The 20374-nt window shown below is 26.9% G+C and carries 19 protein-coding genes; 10 read left to right on the forward strand and 9 right to left on the reverse strand.

What is annotated here, in order from left to right; genetic code table 11:
* Nucleotides 1-369: 369 nt before the first annotated feature.
* The 7 genes from AVBRAN12654_RS05815 to AVBRAN12654_RS05845 all read right to left on the reverse strand — a co-directional run bounded on the left by AVBRAN12654_RS05815 (nucleotide 370) and on the right by AVBRAN12654_RS05845 (nucleotide 8552).
* The gene (locus AVBRAN12654_RS05815; RefSeq protein WP_336614135.1) at nucleotides 370-834 is read right to left on the reverse strand and encodes a tyrosine-type recombinase/integrase; all 465 of its coding nucleotides are present in this window, start codon (nucleotides 832-834) and stop codon (nucleotides 370-372) included.
* Between the two features lie 186 nt (nucleotides 835-1020).
* Nucleotides 1021-1437 carry a hypothetical protein gene (locus tag AVBRAN12654_RS05820; RefSeq protein ID WP_214117182.1) on the reverse strand — a complete coding sequence of 139 codons (417 nt, stop codon included), beginning with the start codon at nucleotides 1435-1437 and terminating at the stop codon, nucleotides 1021-1023.
* On the reverse strand, nucleotides 1434-2684 hold the full coding sequence (locus tag AVBRAN12654_RS05825) for an adenylosuccinate synthase (RefSeq protein WP_214117184.1): 1251 nt from the start codon (nucleotides 2682-2684) through the stop codon (nucleotides 1434-1436). The genes AVBRAN12654_RS05820 and AVBRAN12654_RS05825 overlap by 4 nt, the downstream gene beginning before the upstream one ends.
* A complete protein-coding gene (locus AVBRAN12654_RS05830) occupies nucleotides 2671-5088 on the reverse strand; it encodes a hypothetical protein (protein ID WP_214117186.1) in 2418 nt (805 codons plus the stop codon). Before AVBRAN12654_RS05830 ends, AVBRAN12654_RS05825 begins: the two co-directional genes overlap by 14 nt.
* Nucleotides 5081-7303, reverse strand: coding sequence for an efflux RND transporter permease subunit (locus AVBRAN12654_RS05835; RefSeq protein ID WP_336614122.1), 2223 nt, complete (start codon nucleotides 7301-7303; stop codon nucleotides 5081-5083). Before AVBRAN12654_RS05835 ends, AVBRAN12654_RS05830 begins: the two co-directional genes overlap by 8 nt.
* Nucleotides 7304-7347: 44 nt before the next feature.
* Nucleotides 7348-7890 (reverse strand): MlaC/ttg2D family ABC transporter substrate-binding protein, encoded by a 543-nt coding sequence (locus AVBRAN12654_RS05840; RefSeq protein WP_336614123.1) that lies wholly within the window; start codon nucleotides 7888-7890, stop codon nucleotides 7348-7350.
* Nucleotides 7887-8552, reverse strand: coding sequence for an MlaA family lipoprotein (locus AVBRAN12654_RS05845; RefSeq protein ID WP_336614124.1), 666 nt, complete (start codon nucleotides 8550-8552; stop codon nucleotides 7887-7889). The genes AVBRAN12654_RS05840 and AVBRAN12654_RS05845 overlap by 4 nt, the downstream gene beginning before the upstream one ends.
* A gap of 61 nt (nucleotides 8553-8613) precedes the next feature.
* Here AVBRAN12654_RS05845 and AVBRAN12654_RS05850 point away from each other — a divergent pair, with 61 nt between their 5' ends.
* The 5 genes from AVBRAN12654_RS05850 to AVBRAN12654_RS05870 all read left to right on the forward strand — a co-directional run bounded on the left by AVBRAN12654_RS05850 (nucleotide 8614) and on the right by AVBRAN12654_RS05870 (nucleotide 13737).
* On the forward strand, nucleotides 8614-9309 hold the full coding sequence (locus AVBRAN12654_RS05850) for a molybdenum-dependent transcriptional regulator (RefSeq protein WP_214117195.1): 696 nt from the start codon (nucleotides 8614-8616) through the stop codon (nucleotides 9307-9309).
* A 115-nt stretch (nucleotides 9310-9424) separates the two neighbouring features.
* Nucleotides 9425-10594 (forward strand): 2-C-methyl-D-erythritol 2,4-cyclodiphosphate synthase, encoded by a 1170-nt coding sequence (ispF, locus tag AVBRAN12654_RS05855; RefSeq protein WP_214117205.1) that lies wholly within the window; start codon nucleotides 9425-9427, stop codon nucleotides 10592-10594.
* On the forward strand, nucleotides 10575-11441 hold the full coding sequence (locus AVBRAN12654_RS05860) for a response regulator (RefSeq protein WP_214117208.1): 867 nt from the start codon (nucleotides 10575-10577) through the stop codon (nucleotides 11439-11441). The genes ispF and AVBRAN12654_RS05860 overlap by 20 nt, the downstream gene beginning before the upstream one ends.
* The gene (locus tag AVBRAN12654_RS05865) at nucleotides 11422-12588 is read left to right on the forward strand and encodes a sulfate adenylyltransferase (protein WP_214117211.1); all 1167 of its coding nucleotides are present in this window, start codon (nucleotides 11422-11424) and stop codon (nucleotides 12586-12588) included. The genes AVBRAN12654_RS05860 and AVBRAN12654_RS05865 overlap by 20 nt, the downstream gene beginning before the upstream one ends.
* Nucleotides 12589-12597: 9 nt before the next feature.
* Nucleotides 12598-13737 carry a tetrahydrodipicolinate N-succinyltransferase N-terminal domain-containing protein gene (locus tag AVBRAN12654_RS05870; protein WP_214117213.1) on the forward strand — a complete coding sequence of 380 codons (1140 nt, stop codon included), beginning with the start codon at nucleotides 12598-12600 and terminating at the stop codon, nucleotides 13735-13737.
* Between the two features lie 600 nt (nucleotides 13738-14337).
* Here the strand turns inward: AVBRAN12654_RS05870 and dapB are convergent.
* Together dapB and trxA are read right to left on the reverse strand one after the other, a co-directional pair.
* Nucleotides 14338-15075, reverse strand: coding sequence for a 4-hydroxy-tetrahydrodipicolinate reductase (gene dapB / locus AVBRAN12654_RS05875; RefSeq protein WP_336614125.1), 738 nt, complete (start codon nucleotides 15073-15075; stop codon nucleotides 14338-14340).
* Nucleotides 15076-15079: 4 nt separating this feature from the next.
* Nucleotides 15080-15388 (reverse strand): thioredoxin, encoded by a 309-nt coding sequence (gene trxA / locus AVBRAN12654_RS05880; RefSeq protein ID WP_214117217.1) that lies wholly within the window; start codon nucleotides 15386-15388, stop codon nucleotides 15080-15082.
* A 104-nt stretch (nucleotides 15389-15492) separates the two neighbouring features.
* Between trxA and AVBRAN12654_RS05885 the strand changes: the two genes are divergently transcribed.
* From AVBRAN12654_RS05885 to AVBRAN12654_RS05905, 5 genes are read left to right on the forward strand one after another with little or no spacing between them, the layout of a single operon-like run.
* Nucleotides 15493-15765 carry a NifU family protein gene (locus AVBRAN12654_RS05885; protein WP_214117289.1) on the forward strand — a complete coding sequence of 91 codons (273 nt, stop codon included), beginning with the start codon at nucleotides 15493-15495 and terminating at the stop codon, nucleotides 15763-15765.
* Entirely contained in the window at nucleotides 15762-17102 is a 1341-nt protein-coding gene (locus AVBRAN12654_RS05890) for a UDP-N-acetylmuramoyl-L-alanyl-D-glutamate--2,6-diaminopimelate ligase (RefSeq protein ID WP_336614126.1), read from the forward strand. The genes AVBRAN12654_RS05885 and AVBRAN12654_RS05890 overlap by 4 nt, the downstream gene beginning before the upstream one ends.
* Nucleotides 17095-17397 (forward strand): YbaB/EbfC family nucleoid-associated protein, encoded by a 303-nt coding sequence (locus AVBRAN12654_RS05895; RefSeq protein ID WP_214117222.1) that lies wholly within the window; start codon nucleotides 17095-17097, stop codon nucleotides 17395-17397. The genes AVBRAN12654_RS05890 and AVBRAN12654_RS05895 overlap by 8 nt, the downstream gene beginning before the upstream one ends.
* The gene (locus AVBRAN12654_RS05900) at nucleotides 17394-18434 is read left to right on the forward strand and encodes a DUF7488 domain-containing protein (protein ID WP_214117224.1); all 1041 of its coding nucleotides are present in this window, start codon (nucleotides 17394-17396) and stop codon (nucleotides 18432-18434) included. Before AVBRAN12654_RS05895 ends, AVBRAN12654_RS05900 begins: the two co-directional genes overlap by 4 nt.
* The gene (locus AVBRAN12654_RS05905) at nucleotides 18435-20279 is read left to right on the forward strand and encodes a transketolase family protein (protein ID WP_239803550.1); all 1845 of its coding nucleotides are present in this window, start codon (nucleotides 18435-18437) and stop codon (nucleotides 20277-20279) included.
* The last annotated feature ends 95 nt before the right edge of the window (nucleotides 20280-20374 follow it).

Consider the following 20374-nt stretch of genomic DNA (forward strand, 5'->3'; position numbering starts at 1 on the left):
GGGGGATTTTTAAAACCCCGCAATTTTTAAAAAAAAGACAGGGGGGGGTTCGTTCCGGGGTGGGCCCCCCCCCCCCCCCCCGCCATAACTCACGCCCTTTATTGCTCTTTTTACATAATTTAGCATTATATTTTATAAACTCTAAGATATAGCTTTTAAATAAGCGTAATTAAGCTTAAAGTTATTAAGGGCTAATAAGAAAGAGTTATCATTGTTTTTAGTAGATTTTTGAAATAAAGGGCGTTTTTATGCGTTAGAATAGGTAGAGTGTGAAAAACTTCGTTTTTCAATGCTTCCACTCACACGCTTTGGCGTGTTCGTTGTTAATTAGGGGTAAACCCCTAATAACCCCAATTGAAGTTTTTTTATTTACTCGGCTTTCTGTAAATCATCATTATTATTAGGAATAATGATACTTTCTAAAATGCTATTAATTACCATTTTTGAAAGGTTTTTATTGCGTGTTAAGTAGCCGTGTGTAGTTGTAATGTTTGAATGTCCTAAGGTAAGCATTACGCTTTCCATACTAAGTCCTAAATGATTAATAGCATAAGTTCCTATTAAATGCCTTATGTCGTGAAGTCTCATTTTTGGTAGATTGTTTTTATTTAAAAAGTTATTCCAAGCTCTGCGTAAATCTATATATTTATTTGCCGTATCTGGGTTTGTAAAAACGAAATCTTCTTCGGAATTGAAAAAAGTCCATTCAAAATGTAGTTTTAATCTATCTTTTAAAAGTGGTGTTAATGAATATTCCATAGTTTTAGAGATTTTACAATTTTCGGAGCGTATTATATAGCTTTCGTTTTTAAAATCTATATCTTCCCACTTAATACTTAATACTTAATACTTCGTTTTTTCTTCTTCCGTATAAAAAAATATTACTATATTTATCTTTATTATTAACAATTGCTTTAATTATATTCTTTTGAATATCGGTTGTATATCTAAAATAAAGCTATTTTTAGTTTATAGCCTTATTTTAATAAACTATCGAATATCTTACTAAAAACCTTAAACTTAATTTATATCTTGATTAGCTGCAAAAAATCTCATTGTTGCAATTTCATCTAACTCTAATGCTTGTTTTTTTTCAAATTCTTTTTTCTTTTTTTTAATTTCTTCATCGTGTAAGTATTTTATTTTCTCATAATCTAGCGAAGCTTTTTTATACAAATGAGTAAAATGCACTATCTCTTTTTCACATAAACTAATTTTTTCTAGTAATTCTTTTTGTTTATTTAAATTAAAAAAAATCGCTTCATTTGCTAATTTTATTTCAAGTATAGTTTTTGGTTCTGGATATGTGTCTAATTCTTTTTTTACTAATTCAAATTCTTGTTCAATTGCAGTTTTTTTAAGTTTTGCTTTATTTAAAGCAAGCTCTGCATTTTGTAAAGCTTGCTTTTTTACACTTAATATTTGTTTAAATTTCATAAAATGATTGTATCTTCACGCTCAGGAGAAGTAGAAATCATTTTTATTTTTACACCAACTAATTCTTCAATTTTTGAGATATATTTTTTCGCATTTACAGGTAAATCATCATATCTTCTAATTCCATAAATTTTACCAAAGCCATCAACACTTTCATAAATTGGTTTTACATTTTCTAAATCAGCTGGAACATAATCAATTATTTCGCCCTTATATTCATATGCTTTACAAATCTTAATGCTATCAAAATTTTCTAAAACATCTAATTTCATTAAAGCAAGTTCGCTAAGCCCATTTAATCTAGCAGTATATCTTACAGCTACTGCATCAAACCATCCGCAGCGTCTTTTTCTACCTGTGCTAACACCTATTTCTTTTCCTATTTCGCCTATTCTTTCGCCCTGCTCTGTTTTATCTTCTGTAGGGAAAGGTCCGTGTCCAACTCTTGTAGTATAAGCTTTTACTATTCCTATTGATTTGCCTGCTTCATAAGGACTTAATCCTAAACCACTTAAAGCTCCTGCAGCAATAGTTGTTGAGCTAGTTACATAAGGATAAGTTCCGTGGTCAATATCTAATAAACTACCTTGAGCTCCCTCTAATAAGACTTTTTTATCTTCATCTAAAGCTTTCCATATAAGTCTTGTAGTATCACAAATAAATGGTGCTAACATTTCTTTATATCTTTTAAGATTAGCCAACAGCTCATTTGCATCAGGTGCATTTACGCCTAAAGTATCAAAATATGGTTTATTTATCACAAAATCTTTCAAAATTGCATTACAAAGTTTTTCAGGTTCAAGCAACTCACTTACTCTATGCCCACTTCTTGAAATCTTATCAGCGTAGCAAGGTCCTATTCCTTTACCAGTCGTTCCTATTGCATTATCACCTTTAAATTTTTCTTTAGCAATATCAATTTGTGCATGATAACTTAAATTAAGATGAGCTCTATCACTAATAAATAATCTACCTTCTAAATTATCAAATTGAGCCATTTCTGTAATCAAAACTTCAGGATTTAATACAACCCCATTTCCTATTACATTTTTACAACGATGATGTAAAATACCACTAGGCAATAAATGTAAAGCATAACGAACTCCATCAACCCAAATAGTATGACCTGCGTTGTGTCCTCCTGCACTCCTACATACAAAATCATAGTTAGCGCATAATTTATCTACAACTTTGCCTTTACCTTCATCTCCCCACTGAATACCTACTAATATGTCAGCTTTGCTCATATATATCTCCTATAAAAATATTATTTCCGTTTTCATACATTTGCATAATTTTATCTCTATTTTTTTCTTTCACTAAAGATACTAATCTACTCATATAATCTGCTTTAATAGCCAATTCTTCATTAGTAAAATCAAAATTTCTAATATTATTTAAGAATTTATCAAAATCTAAATTATCAAAAGATTCATTATTGTTAATTCTATTGCCAATTACTTTATAGTAATATTCGCAATACAAAATATCTAAATTCTCATTATTTACAATTCTATTTTTGCAAAATACAACAAAATTATCCAATTCTGCTGGGTCGTATTCTTGTCTAAAAATTAAACAATATAAATTCTCACCTAAAGAATTCTTAGTTACAACATAGCTTAATTTATTAGGATGCAATATATTATTAAAGTCTTTTAAATAAACAATATCCTTAATAGAACAAGTTTTGCCATCTAATATATTTGCAATAATTTTATCTTGTTCTTTTGCTAACAAGTCTTTTAAATATATCTTAGGTACATTTTGAGTATTTAATAAATTTCTTAGTTCTTTATTAGCACTAATACATTTAAATTCTTTATCAAATATACCTATGATAGAATTACTTTGTTTATAAATATCACTAAAAGATATAGGTTCTTTTATTTCATCTTCTAATATATCTTGTTTTAATAAAGCAAGATGAGCTGTTATGTTTAAAAACCTAGCTTGTTTACTATCATAATTATAATCTCTTGAAATATTAAAGCTAACTTTAAATTCTGCATATCTACCATTATTTTGTCTTAAATATAAATTTTGTTCAATTACTTTAGAATAATTTGTAAAACTATTATCTTTAAGATTTTTTAATTTTAATAAAAATTCAATATAAGCAGGATAGCTACTTTTATGTAAAAGCTCTTTAAAATAAGCATAACTTAAAGCTGTATAGCCTAAAATTCTATCTATATTTTTACTACAACTTCTTATTTTTAACTTACCACCTTTAAGGGTAAAATTCATAGTAATAATGAAACTTTTTTCTAAAGCTTCATATTGAGATTTAATATTTTCATAACTTTTACTAACCATATTAGTATCTAAAATCATCAAAATATCGTAGCAAAATCTCTCTGATCTCATAACGAATGGATATATTTTAACTTCTTTAAAGTCTTCTCCATTCACATAGTGTTCAGTTTGTATATAAAATCCTTGATTTTTAATAGAATTTTGCATATTGTTTGCAAAATTTATCGGGTCTATAATGGTATCTCTTTGCTCTTTTTTACCAAGCATATACAAATTCATTTTAGACATACCTGTAATTTTTTGATTATAAAAATCAAGTGCTGATTGATTTGCTTTAAAAATCTTAGCCGTAAAAGCATCAATCATTAGCATAGGAATTGTGCTTTTACTAAACATAGAGCTAAGTCTTTGTTCTAATTCTCTATATTCTTTTTTAATATCTTTATATTCAAGAACTGAAAATGCCGTTTGTTTTTGCAAATCTTCTAAATCAGAGCCTTCTATTAGCTCAAAATTTTGAAACTCATCAATATCGCTAGCACCTTGTAAATCATAGCAATACCTTACTTGTCTTACTAAACCATTTTCAACCAACATAGAATCAAGATAAGCGTTCCAAAAATACATAACTAATATTATTAGCAAAAATGCACTTAATACAAAATAATAATTAAAATACTCGCTTACAGATATAAAGCTTCTCACATTAAAGCCGCTATATTCTACTTCTTTAATAATATTATCAGAATTACTTGCTGTTTGATAAATTCCAGATAAATACCAATAGTAACTAAACTCATTTACATTGACAGATAAATCTAATTTTGATTGATTACTTGAATACAAAACATTACCAAAAGAATCTACCAATATATAATCAGTATTAAATTTATTAACACTTTTTAAAAGTTCTTTTAAATCAAGCTTTGCAACCAAAAATGTATTTTTATTATTCTCTAATTTTTTTGCAAAATATATGCTACTTTGTAAGTCTTTAGTAGTAATTAATTCGCTAATATAAGTAGTTTTGCCAGTTAAATTCCTAGTATTAATTTCTATGAATTTTTTTAAAGGGTCAACTTCATCACTGCTAATTTTATCTAAAACTTCTCCATCTTCATTAAGATAATAAAATGCTGAAAATGTATTTAAGTCTAAATTTTTTAAACTAGGATTCATCTCAAGTGCTTTTGAATATAAATCTAGTCTAATTTTATGCTGTTTTATAGCATTTTGAATACTATGAGAAATCAATTTGTTATTATTAATTAGTTTATCATTGACTGTTGTAAAATTTACATAAAAACTAAAAAATAATACTAATACAAGTAAAATAAAAGTAATAAAAAAATTTTTTCTTAAAAGCCAAATTATATTATTAAACTTAAGCACTTAAATCCTTCTTCGATAATTCGTTTTTAAAATAACCCTTAAAATATAAACTAATTATAAGTGATGGCAATAAAAACAAAGAACCGCATAATAATAAAATCATAACTAAAACAGTCAGTAATCCAAAATAAATAGTAGGTGTAAAATTAGAGCTCATCATAAGACAAAATCCTAAAACAATAGTGCAAGTTGTATAGTAAAGTGCTGAACCAATACTTTGATGACTTGCCCTAATAGCATCATTTAAATTCCTTTTTTTGATTTCTTCTTTAAACCTATGCACATAATGTATTATATCATCAACTCCAATTCCAATAGAAATTGCAGCAATTGTAATACTCATTAAATCAAGGCTTAGCCCGCTAAAAGCAATAATCGCAAACAATAATGAAATAGGAATCAAATTAGCAATTATTCCAATAATACTAAATCTTATATTTCTAAAAATTATTAAAAATAATGCAAATAAGCTAAGTATAACAAAATTAAGAGTATCTACTTGAGAGCTTATAAGTGAGCTTAGCATATTGTTATAAAGCACCATAACTCCACTTACTTGAATATTTATATTATCATTTTTTGTAAGTTCTCTTAAATTATCATTTAAATCTTTTAAAAATTTAGCTCTTTTTAAAGTTTTATCACTATCAACCATTCTAATTGCTATTCTAAATTCTTTTGATTTTTCGTTGTAATATGGATAAATAATTTGCTTTTTAGTGCTTTCTTCAAGGTTATTTTGCAATATATTTAGCAAAAAGCCATCAATATCTTTACCATTATTCATAGATTTTGCAAAATCTAAAAGCGAATAAAGGCTTAAAACACTGCCTACATAATTTTGATTTTCTAAGAAATTATGAATTTTTTTTAGAATTTCTACTTTTGATGGTGTTAAATAGTACTTATCACTATTATCTAAAAATTCAGCAAACTCATCAGCTTGTTCATCGTCTTCATCGTTAAATTTAACAATTACATCTAACGGAAGCGTTCCACCTAGTTTTTCATCAATTAATAATAAACCTTTTTTAATATCACTACTATCTTTAAAATAATTCACAAAACTATTTTCAGCACTAAGCTTTGGAATTGAAACAATAGCAAAAACAACTATTATCAAGCTTACAAAATATACTATTTTTCTATGATTTATTGCAGTATTTGCACAAAACAATAAAAACTTAGGCTCTTTAGCAAAATATACATTTTTAAAATCTTTTTTTGCAAGTAACAAATAAGGCAAATATAAATAGCATAAAAGCAAACTAACACTAATACCAATGCTCATCATAACACCTAATTCACTAATAGGTTTTATTCCTGAAAAAACAAGACTTAAAAACCCAACTACGGTTGTTAAAATAGCATAAAAGCTAGGTTTAGCCTTAGCTAATAATGTGTGTCTTACTTGTGTTAATCTATCTGTATTTTTATTAAAATTTATAAGTTCTGAAAAATGAGATAATAAATGCACTATAACAGAAATTGTAATAATTAAAACCAATGCTACATAATTACTTGAAATAACGGTTATATTATAACCCAAAATCGCCAAAATTCCCGTCGTGCTAAAAAGAGAAATTAAGCATATAAACATACAAACAAATACAAAATACAAACTTCTAAAAAATATAAAAATAGCAATTGATAATAATACAAACAACCCTATTCCATAAACATATAAATCAGATTTAACATAAGTAATCATATCACTTGCAATAACGCTCATCCCACCTAAAATCAAATCATTATCAAGCGCAAATTGCTTTAATGTAACAATCAAATCATCTGGGTTATTTGCATATATTAAAAAATCAACAACCGAATAATCTTTGCTAATTAAATTCTTTAAATAAAATTTATTTTTACTTATTTCATCTTTAGCTTTTAATAAATTAGCTCCTTCATTTATACTTTTTCCATCACTTAAAAATAATGGAGCATTTAAAATACTAAGAACTGATTTAACACCATCTATTTTTAATAGTTTTTTTTCTATATTTTGAAGTTTTTCAATACTTTCAATACTAAAGACATCGCCTTGGCTTTTATAGGCTAATACTAAAAAATCTTGAGAACCAAAAGTTTTTATACTTTCATTAAATAGTTGTAAATCCTTATCATCTTCTAAGAAAAAGCTAGTTGATTTTGCTTCAACTTCTATCTTAGTAGAATAATATGATAACCCTAAACAAATTAATAGAGTTATCATAAAAACTTTTTTAGAATTTACAAGAAGAAAATTAATTATTTTATTCATTTAAGCTTTTCAAATAAGCCATTAATTCCACTCTGTTTTATAATATCTAAAAACTGAGCTCTATAACTAGCTATTAAACTTGTATTTAAAATATCAATATCATATAACTTACATTCGTTATTGATAATTCTAAACTTAAATATCATTTCTTTAACTTGTTCTTCATACTCAACTTTCATATTTGCCTGACATCTTTTATCATCTATATTAGTGCTTGTTAATTCAAGGCTGCTGCCTTTAACCAAATCAATTTTAGATGAAAAATCTTTTTTAAGTCTTTCTATAAAAATACTTTGAAATTCTGCTAATTTTTCAGCGCTTAACTCATTAGCATTTTTTGAAAGAACTAATTTCGTCATTAATTCAATATCTAAATCATCTTTTAATAAATTAAATAAATCTTGTGATTTATCGTTGCCATCACCCTTAAAGATATCTTGTATTTTTGCAACATCTAAAACAATGTCATCTTTAAAAGTATCAATTTTGTAAGCATATAAACTTGCTAAGCTTAAAGCTATTATTAATAATTTTTTCATTCTAATTCCTTTCGGTTTTTTTCATAAAAATCCCTTATTGTTACATAAGGATTTATACTTTTATAAGCTTCATTAATTAAAACAGAATTACTACTTGTTTTATCAATCAGCCCAAAAGTAGAAACGCTAATACTAGCATTATTAGTTAAATAAAAATTAGGCTTTAAAGCATAATCAAACGGCAAAGCTAAAGCATCTCTTACATTTGAAGGTCCTAAAAATGGTAAAACAATATGCTCTCCTGGTGGAACACCCCATCTAGCAAGCATCAAGCCAAAATCACTTTCTTTTTCATATTTAAAAGGTCTTAAAATACCACCTAAACCCAATGTGGTATTACCTAAAAATGCTCCTAATTCAGCAGTTCCTGATTTAAATTCTCCACTCAAGTATAAAGTAATAAATCTAAGCGGAGACCCTAAATTGTGGAAAAAATTATTAACACCTTTTTTAACTATTGGAGGAGTGATAGTATTGTAAATATTGCTAAGTGGTCTTAAACTCATATTATAAACTGCATAATTAAAACTAGTAACAGCTTTATTGTAATTATAAAATTTATCTACCCTTTCTACTTGATTAAATTCTGCTTCAAAATCATCAATTTCGTTCGCAACTACTAGTGTAATCAAAGAAAGAATAAAAAATATTTTTTTTATCACAAAATTACTCCATATTTAGTATTTTTAGCAAATAATAACAAAAAAATATTAAGAACAAACTATGAAAATTAATCTAGAAATTGAATTTATTTTAAATGATAATGTAAAAATTACAAAAAAACATATATTACTTTTGCAACAAATCAAAATAGACAAAAGCATTAGCAAAGCTGCTAAGAATTTGAATATTTCTTATAAAAATGCTTGGGATAGTCTTGATGAAATAAGCAAAGCTAGTGAGTATAATTTATTTTCAAATACTTCAAGAAAAGAAGGAAGTAAATTAAGTGCTTTTAGTGAAGATATATTAAAAAAATATGAAGAGTTTTGCAAATTTAAAGCCAAACTCAATGATGATTTTACCTATAAACTATCAGCTCAAAATAAAATTAAGGCTAAAATAGTTGAGATTAAAAATGAGAAAAATTATATAAATCTAACTTGCAAATGCGGTGATGACTTAATAAAAGCAAATATTTCAGTAGCTGCTCTTACTGAATTAAATCTAAAATTATTTGATGAAGTTATATTAATAACAAAAATTAATTTTATAGAATTAGAAAATAATAAAGAAAATAGCTTTAATGCAATTATTCAAAATATAGATATTAAAGATGAGCTAATTTATTTTACATTAAATTTCAATAATCAAATCATCAAAGCAATTGGTAAAAAAAATAAATTATGTAAAAATTACTCAATAAATGATGTAATTCAATTTCAAATTCCCGCTAAAAAAATCATAGTATCTTTATAACTTGTTACGGAATGTAACAATTTTTAATTTAATTTATAAAAATGTTACATTTTAGATAAGATTTAAATAAAATTATGTTAAAAACTTACTCAAAATCATAATTTTAAGGATAATTATGTTGGATATAACGCTTATTTTATTAGCTGCAGGTAATTCTACTAGGTTTAATTTACCTTGTAAAAAGCAAAATTTATATATAAACAAATCCCCATTATGGCTATATTTAGCAAAAGAATTTGAGAAATTATATAAGTTTTCAAAAATAATAATTGTTTGTGATGAGCCTTGTTTTTATGAAGTTAAAGAGCCAAATTATATTTATGTTAAAGGCGGTAAAGAAAGATTTGAAAGTATTGAAAATGCTTTAGAAAAAGTAAATTCTCAATATGTTTTAATTACTGATGTAGCAAGAGCTTTTATTAATCCTAATGTATTAAACGAACTTATATTAAATGCTAAAAATTATGATTGCGTTTTTCCAGCTATTAAAATTGTTGATACAATTTATAATGAAGAAAAACAATGCTATTTAAATAGAAATGAACTAAGATTGGTTCAAACCCCACAACTTAGCAAAAGCTCTGCTTTAAAATCTGCGAATTTAAAAAATTTTACAGATGAAAGCTCGGCAATATTAGCAAATAACGGAACAATAAAAGCTATAAATGGAGATGAATTAAGCTTTAAAATAACTACAAAAAATGACTTGCAAAAATTAAAATTACTCAATCTAGCAAAGCCAAGTAAAGATATTTTTGTTGGATATGGATACGATGTGCATGAGTTTTGCCACTCTAATGTAGGGCATAAATTAGATGAAGATAATAAAAATGAAGAATTAATCTTAGCAGGTGTAAGACTAGGAAAAGAATATGCTCTAAAAGCACACTCTGATGGAGATGTATTAGCTCACGCATTTACTGATGCTTTATTTGGAGCTTGTGGCTTAGGAGATATTGGGGCTGCTTTTAGCCCTGATGATGATAATTATCATAACGCAAATTCTATGCAATTATTAAAACTTGCTTATGATAAATGCAAATCTTATGGATACGAGCTAATTAATGCTGATATTACAATATGTGCTGAAAAACCAAAACTATTAAAATATAAACAAGAAATGCTAAAAAATTTAATCACTACCCTAAAAACAAGCAATATTAATATAAAAGCTACTACAACAGAAAAACTAGGTTTTGTTGGGCGATGCGAAGGTATAAGCGTAAGCGTAGTTGTTAATATGAAATTATTTGATTGGAGCGAGTATGAGAATATTAATAGTTGAAAATGAGATTTACTTAGCTCAAAGTATGGCTTTAAAGCTAAATGATGCTGGATATATTTGTGAAGTTGCAAATGATTTTAAAGATATAAAAAACAAATATTATGATGTTATTTTGCTATCTACTAATATAGATAATTTTTTAAAAGTTATTCAAAATCATAAAAATAGCGTTATATTATTGTTAGTTTCTTATGTGAGTAGTGATACAGTTAGTATGCCTATTGAAGCTGGAGCGTATGATTACATACAAAAACCTTTTATGATAGAAGAACTTATTAGAAAAATAAACTATTTTTATGGCTACAACAAGCTAAAAGCTCAAAATACCGCACTAAGTAGCTATATAAAATCAGTTATTGATTCAAAATTTCATACAGCAAAAAGATTAGTATTTCCAACACTAATAAAAACAAATAAGCAAATCTTAGCAGATAGCTATGTTTTTAATTATGTATTTTCTCATAATGTAAATATTCATTTTACTGATTTAAGTAGCTCATTTAATCTAAATAATTTATTAGTAGGAGATAGAGATATTAGATATTTTACAAATTTTCAAGTTTTAAAAGGCTCTAAATTAGAACAAATTATCAAGCTTAGTAAAGGGCAAAATTTTATATTTCACACTAATGGAAATGCCGATATTGAAGGCTTTAACATAATTGAGCTAGAAGACAATTCAAATACACTAGCATTAGGAGAAATTCTAACAATTGATGATTACATAAAAAATATGATAATTAATTGGCAAAAAAGCTATTCTGATACAGAGCTTAGTAAAAAATTAGGATTAAGCAGAAAATCACTTTGGGAAAAAAGGAGAAAATATGGAATCAATAAAAAATAAAATAAAAGAAATAAAAATTACTGAAAAAGAATTAAGTATACTAAGTTTAATTGAAATTAATTCTTTTAATACCAATGGATATTTACCAAATAAAGAAGAAGTTTTTAAGGAATTTAATTCCGCCACAATTGATAAAAATATATCAGCCTGTACTTTAGCTTTTTCTCCTAATTATGAATTAAATGATAATATTAAAAACTATCAATTTAACAATGAAATTACATTAATATTAAATGATAAAAAAGTAGGAAAAATCACTCAAGCAACTACTTTTGATAATGATAAAGCATATACAAATATATTTAGTGCAAATACTTGCAAATTAGATAAAGAATTAAATCCTTGCATAGCAGGAAAGGTTGAGATTTTTAATAATGAATTTAAAAAGGTAAAAACTGCTCTAAATAATAAAATCAAAAAAAATAATGCCAAAAAAATAACAGCCCTAATCCTAAATGCCGACCCAATCACAAGAGCACACGAAAGAATGCTAAGATGGACTATTGATAAGGCTGATTTAGTGATAATTTTCGTAGTTGAAGGATATGATACAAATTCTTTAAATTTTCAAGCAAAAAAAGAATGCTTTGAATACTATGCGAAAAACTTTTTACCACTTGAGAGAATTTTCCCTGTGTATTTAAAAAACATAGATTTATTTAGCCCTTACCTTGATCCAAATTACGAATGTTTATTGGCAAGTTCATTTGGTGCAAATAAGCTAGTAATAGGACAAAACCATCAAGGTTTAGGATTGTTTTATGATAATAATTTAGCACATACAGCTATAGATGAATTATCTAAAAAAACAGGCTTAGAGCTAATAGTTTTACCTGAATTTGTATTTTGTAATAAATGCAATGTAATGGTAAGCACAAAATCATGCCCACACGGAGCTCATCATCACATAAAATATCGTTCATCAATGATTAGAGAAATGCTTCATTCAGGGCTAATCCCGCCAACCGTTTTAGTAAGAAAAGAAATATCAGCAAAGCTATTAGCACATTTGCACCCTAATAGATTTAAAAATGTTCAAATGATTTATGATGGATTATTTCCAAGTAATGGTATTATAGAAAAACGAAGTGATGAAGACCTTTATAAAGAGCTAATTACTTTATATCAAACAAGTTATATGATTTAAGGAGATTTTATGAATAATTTTAATGAATTTTGTGAAAAAGTTCAAAGCGAAAAAGACTTTTTTAAACCACTTGCTTTTGCTTTAGGAGTTGGGTATTTCGGACAAAAAAGCAAAGAATTAATTTATATTGATTTTGCAAATGTAAATTATATGCAAAATTTCGGCACTTTTGCTGTATATTTTAAAGAATTAGCACTAAATAATTACAAAAATGAAAGTGAATTTTGTATCGAGCTTAAAGAAGAGCAAATCAAAAATATCTTAAAACATTTTGAATGCTTTGAAAACGATGGCAAAAGACACGAAAATATAATAAGTCTAAAAGCAGCTTTAAAAAATATAAAAAATGAAAGATTTTTTCTAGTTGCACTAAATAGTGATGAAGCACCTAAAAGCATTGCTAGTGTTTATTTAAAACTACATTTATTATCAAGACAATTCGTAAAACCAAGAGAGATTAATCTAAATGGAGCTTTTGGACTATTAAAAAATCTTGCTTGGAGCAATTCAAAACCTTATGAATTAGAATATTTAAGAGAATTTGAAGCTGAATTAAAATTTAGCAAAACTTATCCTGAAATTGATTTTGTAGATAAATTCCCAAGATATTTACAAACAATAATCCCAGCTGATAATACAAGGATTTTAGATACTTCTAAGGTTAGATTAGGAGCACATTTAGCTAATGGAACAACGATTATGCCAGGTGCAAGTTATGTGAATTTTAACGCAGGAACTCTAGGTTCGGTAATGTGTGAAGGTAGAATTTCAAGCTCTGCAATAGTAGGCGAAGGTAGTGATGTTGGCGGTGGTGCAAGTATTTTAGGAGTATTAAGTGGGACTGATGGCACACCAATTAGTGTTGGTAAAAGATGTTTATTAGGAGCAAATAGTGTTACAGGAATAGTTTTAGGAGATGATTGTGTAATTGATGCAGGTATTGCAATTTTAGGTGGAAGCAAGGTTGAATTGTTATTATGTGATGGACTTAAGAATGCAAATCCTAATTTTAATTTTGATAAAAATGTTTATAAAGCTAAAGAATTATCAGGATTAAATGCCCTACACTTTAGACTAAACTCAACTAATGGAAAACTTCAAGTAGGCTTTAATAAAAAAGCAATTAAACTAAATAAAGATTTACATTAAAAACTAAGAAATTACGAGAAATCGTAATTTCTAAATATCACTTAAAATATGTATTTTATTAGTATTAAATATAAACTTATAAATCAATAAGAATATGTTTATAAAATTCTTTGAATTATAAGTTTATTTCTAGTTTGATATATAGTTTTATGAATATAAAAGAATATAAAAACAAATTTATTTTACAACAACAATTGCTCTGCAATAAAAAAATTTATAAATATTTTAATAAAGCAAATATAATCCATAAATTTGAATACTAATTTATTTTGTGAAGCTTTAAAATATCTTAGTTTAAATTCTCTTAAAAATTTTAATATCTGTTTTAATAAAAAATTCTATCAATTTTAACATATAAATTGATTTTAAAATCTATTTAGTAGGTTTTACAAAAATTATTAAATTACATTTTAAGGACTTTAAAAACATTTTATAAAGCAAAAGCCCTTTTTATAAATCACTTATATTGTAAAAATTAAGCTCAAATAACGATTATAAATTTTGAACCTGTATTGTTTAAAGGTATTATTTTTATTCGTTATTAAGCAATACTAATTGTAAATTTTATAAGCAACCTTAAAAATAAAATATGTTTTATAATTACTTATTTAATAATTCACCTACAAAATCACTCATAGAATAATTTTTATTCTCTTTAGTAATAAGCCATTTTGCTACATTAATAGCACCTTTAGCAAATATTACTCTAGAATTTACATTATGAATTAATTCTATACTTTCATCATCTCCATAAAATCCAACGCTATGATACCCTGCAACGCTACCACCTCTAAGGCTTACTAAACCTATTTCGTTATCTTCTCTTTTGCCTTCTCTATTAAAGCAAATCTTATGCTCTTTATTTAAAGCTTTATTTCTAGCTTCAAGTGCATTTTTTGCTAATGTTAGAGCTGTTCCACTAGGAGCATCAACTTTATGTTTATGATGTTTTTCATAAATTTCTATATCAAATTCTTTTAAAGCAAGTGCAGCAATTTTCGTAAGTTCATTTAATATTGCAACACCCAATGAAGTATTAGAAGCCCAAAAAAACTTACCTTTATAAGATTTAGCTTTTTTAAAATATTCATCTTTAAGCCCAGTAGTTCCAACAACTAAAGCTGGTGGATTATCTAATAAGCTAGCTTTTTCAAGTAACTCAACACTAGCAGCAGGAGTAGAAAAATCTATTATAACATTAGCTTTAAAAAGCTCATTATAATCATTATTTTCCTTAGTAAAAGAATATACTAAATCAATATTCTCATCAGCCAAAGCTAGTTTTACTAGCTCCTTACCCATTCTACCATTTGCCCCAAATACTGCTAGATTTATCATTTTATTATAATAGTGAGTTTAATTTATCAGCTAAAGCTTGTTTTGCTTGAGCACCAATTACTGTATCAACTATTTCGCCATTTTTGAAAAATAACATAGTAGGAACTGAACGAATTCCAAACTCAGCAGCTAATTCTTCACAATCATCAATATTAACTTTAGCCACTAATGCTTTACCTTCAAATTCATTTGCTAATTCTTCAATAGCAGGTGCAAGCATTCTGCAAGGTCCACACCATGGTGCCCAAAAATCTACTAAAGCAACGCCTTTTTTAGCTAAATTAATATTTTCACTTGTTAATTCTTTTGCCATTTTATTCTCCTAAAAAAATATTTGTAAATAAAAATTATCATCTAACTTAGTTAATGAATATTTATTTTATTAAAGCACAATAACACAAATTACAATAAGGAAAAATTATGATATTTAGTGATGAAGAATTAATTGAACCTTGTTTAAATGTCCTAAAATCAAAGCTTCACATACTTCATAATGATGGTGGCGATTTGGAGTTTTTGGGTGTTAAAAACGGGGTTGTTTATATAAAATTACTTGGTGCTTGTCATGGTTGTGCTGCTGCAAATACCACTTTAAAATTAGGGCTTGAAAGGGCTTTAAAAGAACAAATTGATAGCAATATTTCGTTAATAAATCTTGAAGGTGGAAAGGAAGCTTTTGAAAAACTATGAAAGTTAATTTAGATAATTCTTACATAACAGATAATTCAAATGAATGTGAAAAAGGTTGTTATTTTTTACTAACCAATTCAAATTCCAAATACGAAAACGATGCAAAATCTAAAGGTGCTTTAGTAATTAACGAAGCAAAAGCAAGAGAACTTTTAAAAATCGATGAAAATATAAAAATTATAGGTATAACAGGCACAAATGGTAAAACCACTACCGCTGCTGCAATTTATTCTATATTGCTTGATTTAGGTAAAAAAGTATTTTTATGTGGAACTCGTGGGGCATTTTGTAATGATAAAAAAGTTGCGGCAAAATCTTTAACAACAGGATTTTTATTAGAATTATTATCGTATTTACAAATTGCAACTTTAAATAATTGCGAATATTTTGTAATGGAAGTAAGCTCTCACGCAATTGCACAAAATCGCTGTGGAGATATGAAATTCACTGCTAAAATCTATACTAATTTAACTCAAGACCATTTAGACTTTCACGAAACTTTTGAAAATTATGCAAATTGTAAAGCAAGTTTTTTTCAAGATGAATGCTTAAAAATAATAAATCAAGATGCTTATAAATTTTCTTATAATGTAAAAGGTGCTATTACTTATGGTATAGAAAATCCTGCTTTATATAGTGTAAAAGCTTATACATTAATTGATGGTATTGAAGCAGTTTTTGCTGTTAAAAATGAGCTTTATGAGATTAGCTCTTCTTTAAAAGGCTTATTTAATATCTATAATCTTCTTGCAGCTTTTGCTTGTGTTAATGAATTGGTAAAACCTAATAAAGATGATTTAACTAATACTATTGCTAATTATGCAGGGGTAATGGGAAGAATGCAAAGCATTCCTAATAAATATAATAAAGAAATAATAGTAGATTTTGCCCATACTCCAGATGGAATTGCTAATGTGTTAGAAGCAATGAAGCATAAAGAATTAATAGTAGTATTAGGTGCAGGTGGTAATCGCGATAAAAGTAAAAGAACTCCTATGGCAAAAATAGCTAGTCATTATGCAAAAACTTTATTTTTAACAAGTGATAATCCAAGAGATGAAGAACCCATTGCAATTCTTAAAGATATGATAGATGGCTTAAGCGAAAACGAATTAAAAAATATAAATATTGTAATTGATAGAAGATTAGCAATTTATAAAGCACTTTTAGCTCAAAATAAAAATGAATGTGTTATGATTTTAGGTAAAGGTGATGAAGATTACCAAGAAATAAAAGGTGTAAAATATCCATTTTTAGATGAAAAAGTAGCACTTGAATGCTTAGATGAAATACACAATTATGAAGAAAAAATTAGATTGAAAGGTGAATATGTTTAAAGATTTTGATTTTTCTAAAATGCAAGAAATGTTGCAAGATGTCCAAAATAAAGCTAAAGAATTTGAAAACGAATTAGCAAATAAAGAATTTGTAGCAAAAAGTGGTGCTGGAATGGTAGAAGTTAAAGTAAATGGCAAATTTCAAGTAATTGATATAAAAATAGATGATGAATTATTAAAAGACAAATCATCTATGCAAATATTATTAATTTCTGCACTAAATGAAGCATTAGAAAGTGCAAGTTCAAGCACAAAAAATGCTGCGGCTGATATGTTTTTTAAGGCAGGAAAATGAGAAAACTTGCATTATCTTTAATGTTAGTAGCGACCTTATTTGGCGTAGAGCGACCTACATTTGATGATTATTTAGCATGTTATGAAAAAAATAAAGCAAGTATGTTAAATTACGAAGGCTTACCTGCTTTTGTGTTAGATGAAAATCTTTTAGCTGTAGTAAAATTACCTGATACAAAATTAAATTCATACATTAAATACGACCCATTTTTAAATCTTTATTTAGTAAGGACTGATTTTTCTTTAATAAAGCCAATCACAGATGATGAAACAACAAGAACTAGAAATGATTGGCTAGGAATTATTGATGCTAAAAAAGAATATATAGGACATTTAAAATATCTAGCTCAAGGTTTGTTTGAAAGAGATAAGCTTGATTTTAATACAAAAATTGGTTTATTAAATTCTCCTTGTTGCAAGGTTTTGGGTATTAGTTTATTAAATGGAGAATTCATAGGCAATCGCTATTTAAATCATTTTAAAAAATATAATGATGTTTATTGGGGCGATATTGGTGCTACATTTACTCAAAGAGGGGATAGATATTTTGTAAGTGGTATTACTTTTAATAGCAACTTAAGATTAAATGATGAAATCTTAAGCATAGATGATAAGCCTATAGAATCACTTAGGGCATTAAATGAAAGAATACTTTTTGCAGAAAATCAAAGCACTATTTATTTAAAAGTTTTAAGAGATAATGAAGAAATTAATATAAGCTCTGTTGTAAGTCCTAAAATATATGAACAACCAGTATTTACAACAAAAAAAGCAATTGTTAAAAAACAGATTTCAAATTCTTTAGGAATAACTTTAGATAATAATCTAAATGTAATAGGAATTTCAAATAAAAATTTAGGCTTTAAGCTAAAAGATAAAATCCTAAGAGTAAATAATGTAATAGTAAATACTAAAGCAGATTTTAATAAACAAATTCAACAAAGCGGTGTTTTAAATATATTAATTCAAAGATATATTAAAGACGAGAATAAAAACGGGGATTTTCAATTCTTTATAACAATTAACAAAGGAAAATAAATGTTAGAAAAAATGTCAAATAATTTAAGATTTTTAAGTGTAGATATGATTAATCGTGCAAATAGTGGTCATCCAGGCGTAGCAATGGGACTTAGTGATATTTTAGCAGTGCTTAGCACAAAAATTAATCTAAATACAAAAAATCATATAAATCGTGATAGATTAGTATTTTCAGGCGGACACGCAAGTTCTTTAATATATTCATTTTTACATTTAAGTGGATTTAATTTAAGTCTTGATGAGCTTAAAAATTTTCGCCAATTAGGCTCACTTGCAGCAGGGCATCCTGAGATTAAAACTCACGGAGTAGAAATAGATACAGGTCCACTTGGTCAAGGTATTGCAAATGCTGTTGGTTTTGCAATGGCAGCAAAATTTGCTAGTAGCAAACTAAATAATTCGTTAAATCATAAAATATACTGCCTTTGTGGAGATGGGGATTTGCAAGAAGGAATTAGCTATGAGGCTTGTTCTTTAGCAAATGTTCATAATTTAAATAACTTAGTATTAATTTATGATAGTAACGAAATTAGTATTGAAGGCGATGTAAAACAAGCATTTCGTGATGATATAAAGGCTAGATTTAATAGCGTTGGCTTTGATGTTTATACTATTGATGGGCATAATTTTGATGAAATTAGCAAGGCTTTAGAAATGACTAAAAATGCTGAGCGTCCAAGTATTATCATAGCTAAAACCAAGATTGGAAAAGGTGCTTGTGAATTAGAAGGAAGCGAGAAAACTCACGGCTCACCACTAGGTGCTGAACTAGCTTTAAAAGCTAAAAAAGCAGCTAATTGGAATGAAGAAGAGTTTTATATAGATAGCGAAGCTAAAAATGGCTTTGAGAAAATGTGTAAAAGAAGTGATGAGTATTTTGCAAGTTGGGATAAAGCAAATAAATTTAATGATGAACAATTAGAATTTATAGCTTATTTAGAAGGCAAAAAAGATTTAAATGTGGATTTTTCTAAACTTGATTTAAGTAAAAATTACGCTACAAGAGATAGCAACCACGCTTGTCTAAACGAAATAGCAAAACAAATTCCTACATTTTTAGGTGGTTCAGCAGACTTAGCACCATCAAATAAAACTTATCTAAAAGATTATGCAGATATTAGAAATGGTGGTAAAAATATAGCTTTTGGTATTCGTGAGCATGCAATGGGTGCAATTATAAATGCAATGGCAAGATATGGTTTGCATCCGTTTTGTGCTACATTTTTAGTATTTAGTGATTATTTAAAGCCTTCAATAAGATTAGCGGCTTTAATGAATTTGAAAGCATTTTTTGTATTTTCACACGATAGCATAGGAGTAGGAGAAGATGGTCCAACTCATCAACCAATTGAGCAAATCAGCACTCTTAGAAATATTCCTAATCTATACACTTTCCGTCCTGCTGATATGGCTGAAAATATAGCTTGTTGGCAAGTAGCTTTAAAGCTAAATAATCCAAGTGCATTCACACTTAGTCGCTCAGCACTTCCAAGCTTAAATACAAGCATTCCTGATATTAGCAAGGGAGCTTATTTTATAAAATATAGCGATAATGCAGAAGCTACAATAATTGCAAGTGGTAGTGAAGTTGCACTCGCACTTGAAGTTGCAAAAGATAAAAATATAAATGTATTAAGTATGCCTTGCTTTGAATTATTTGATAAGGAATTTGATAAATCTTTATTAAAAGGCAAGATTATCGGAATAGAAGCTGCAAGGTCTTATGAATTATATAAATACTGCGATGAGCTTTTCATAATGGATAGTTTTGGCGCTAGTGGTAAAGAAAAGGATGTATTTAAATATTTTGGATTTGATGCAGAAAAAATAAAAGAAAAACTATAAGTTTAAAGGCAATTTATTTGCCTTTAAATCAATTCTTCTATTTGTAGCACTAATTAATAACAATCTAATTTTAGCACTACAGAACTAAAGGCAAT

Source organism: Campylobacter sp. RM12654 (assembly GCF_020137585.1).
Taxonomy (GTDB): Bacteria; Campylobacterota; Campylobacteria; order Campylobacterales; family Campylobacteraceae; genus Campylobacter_E.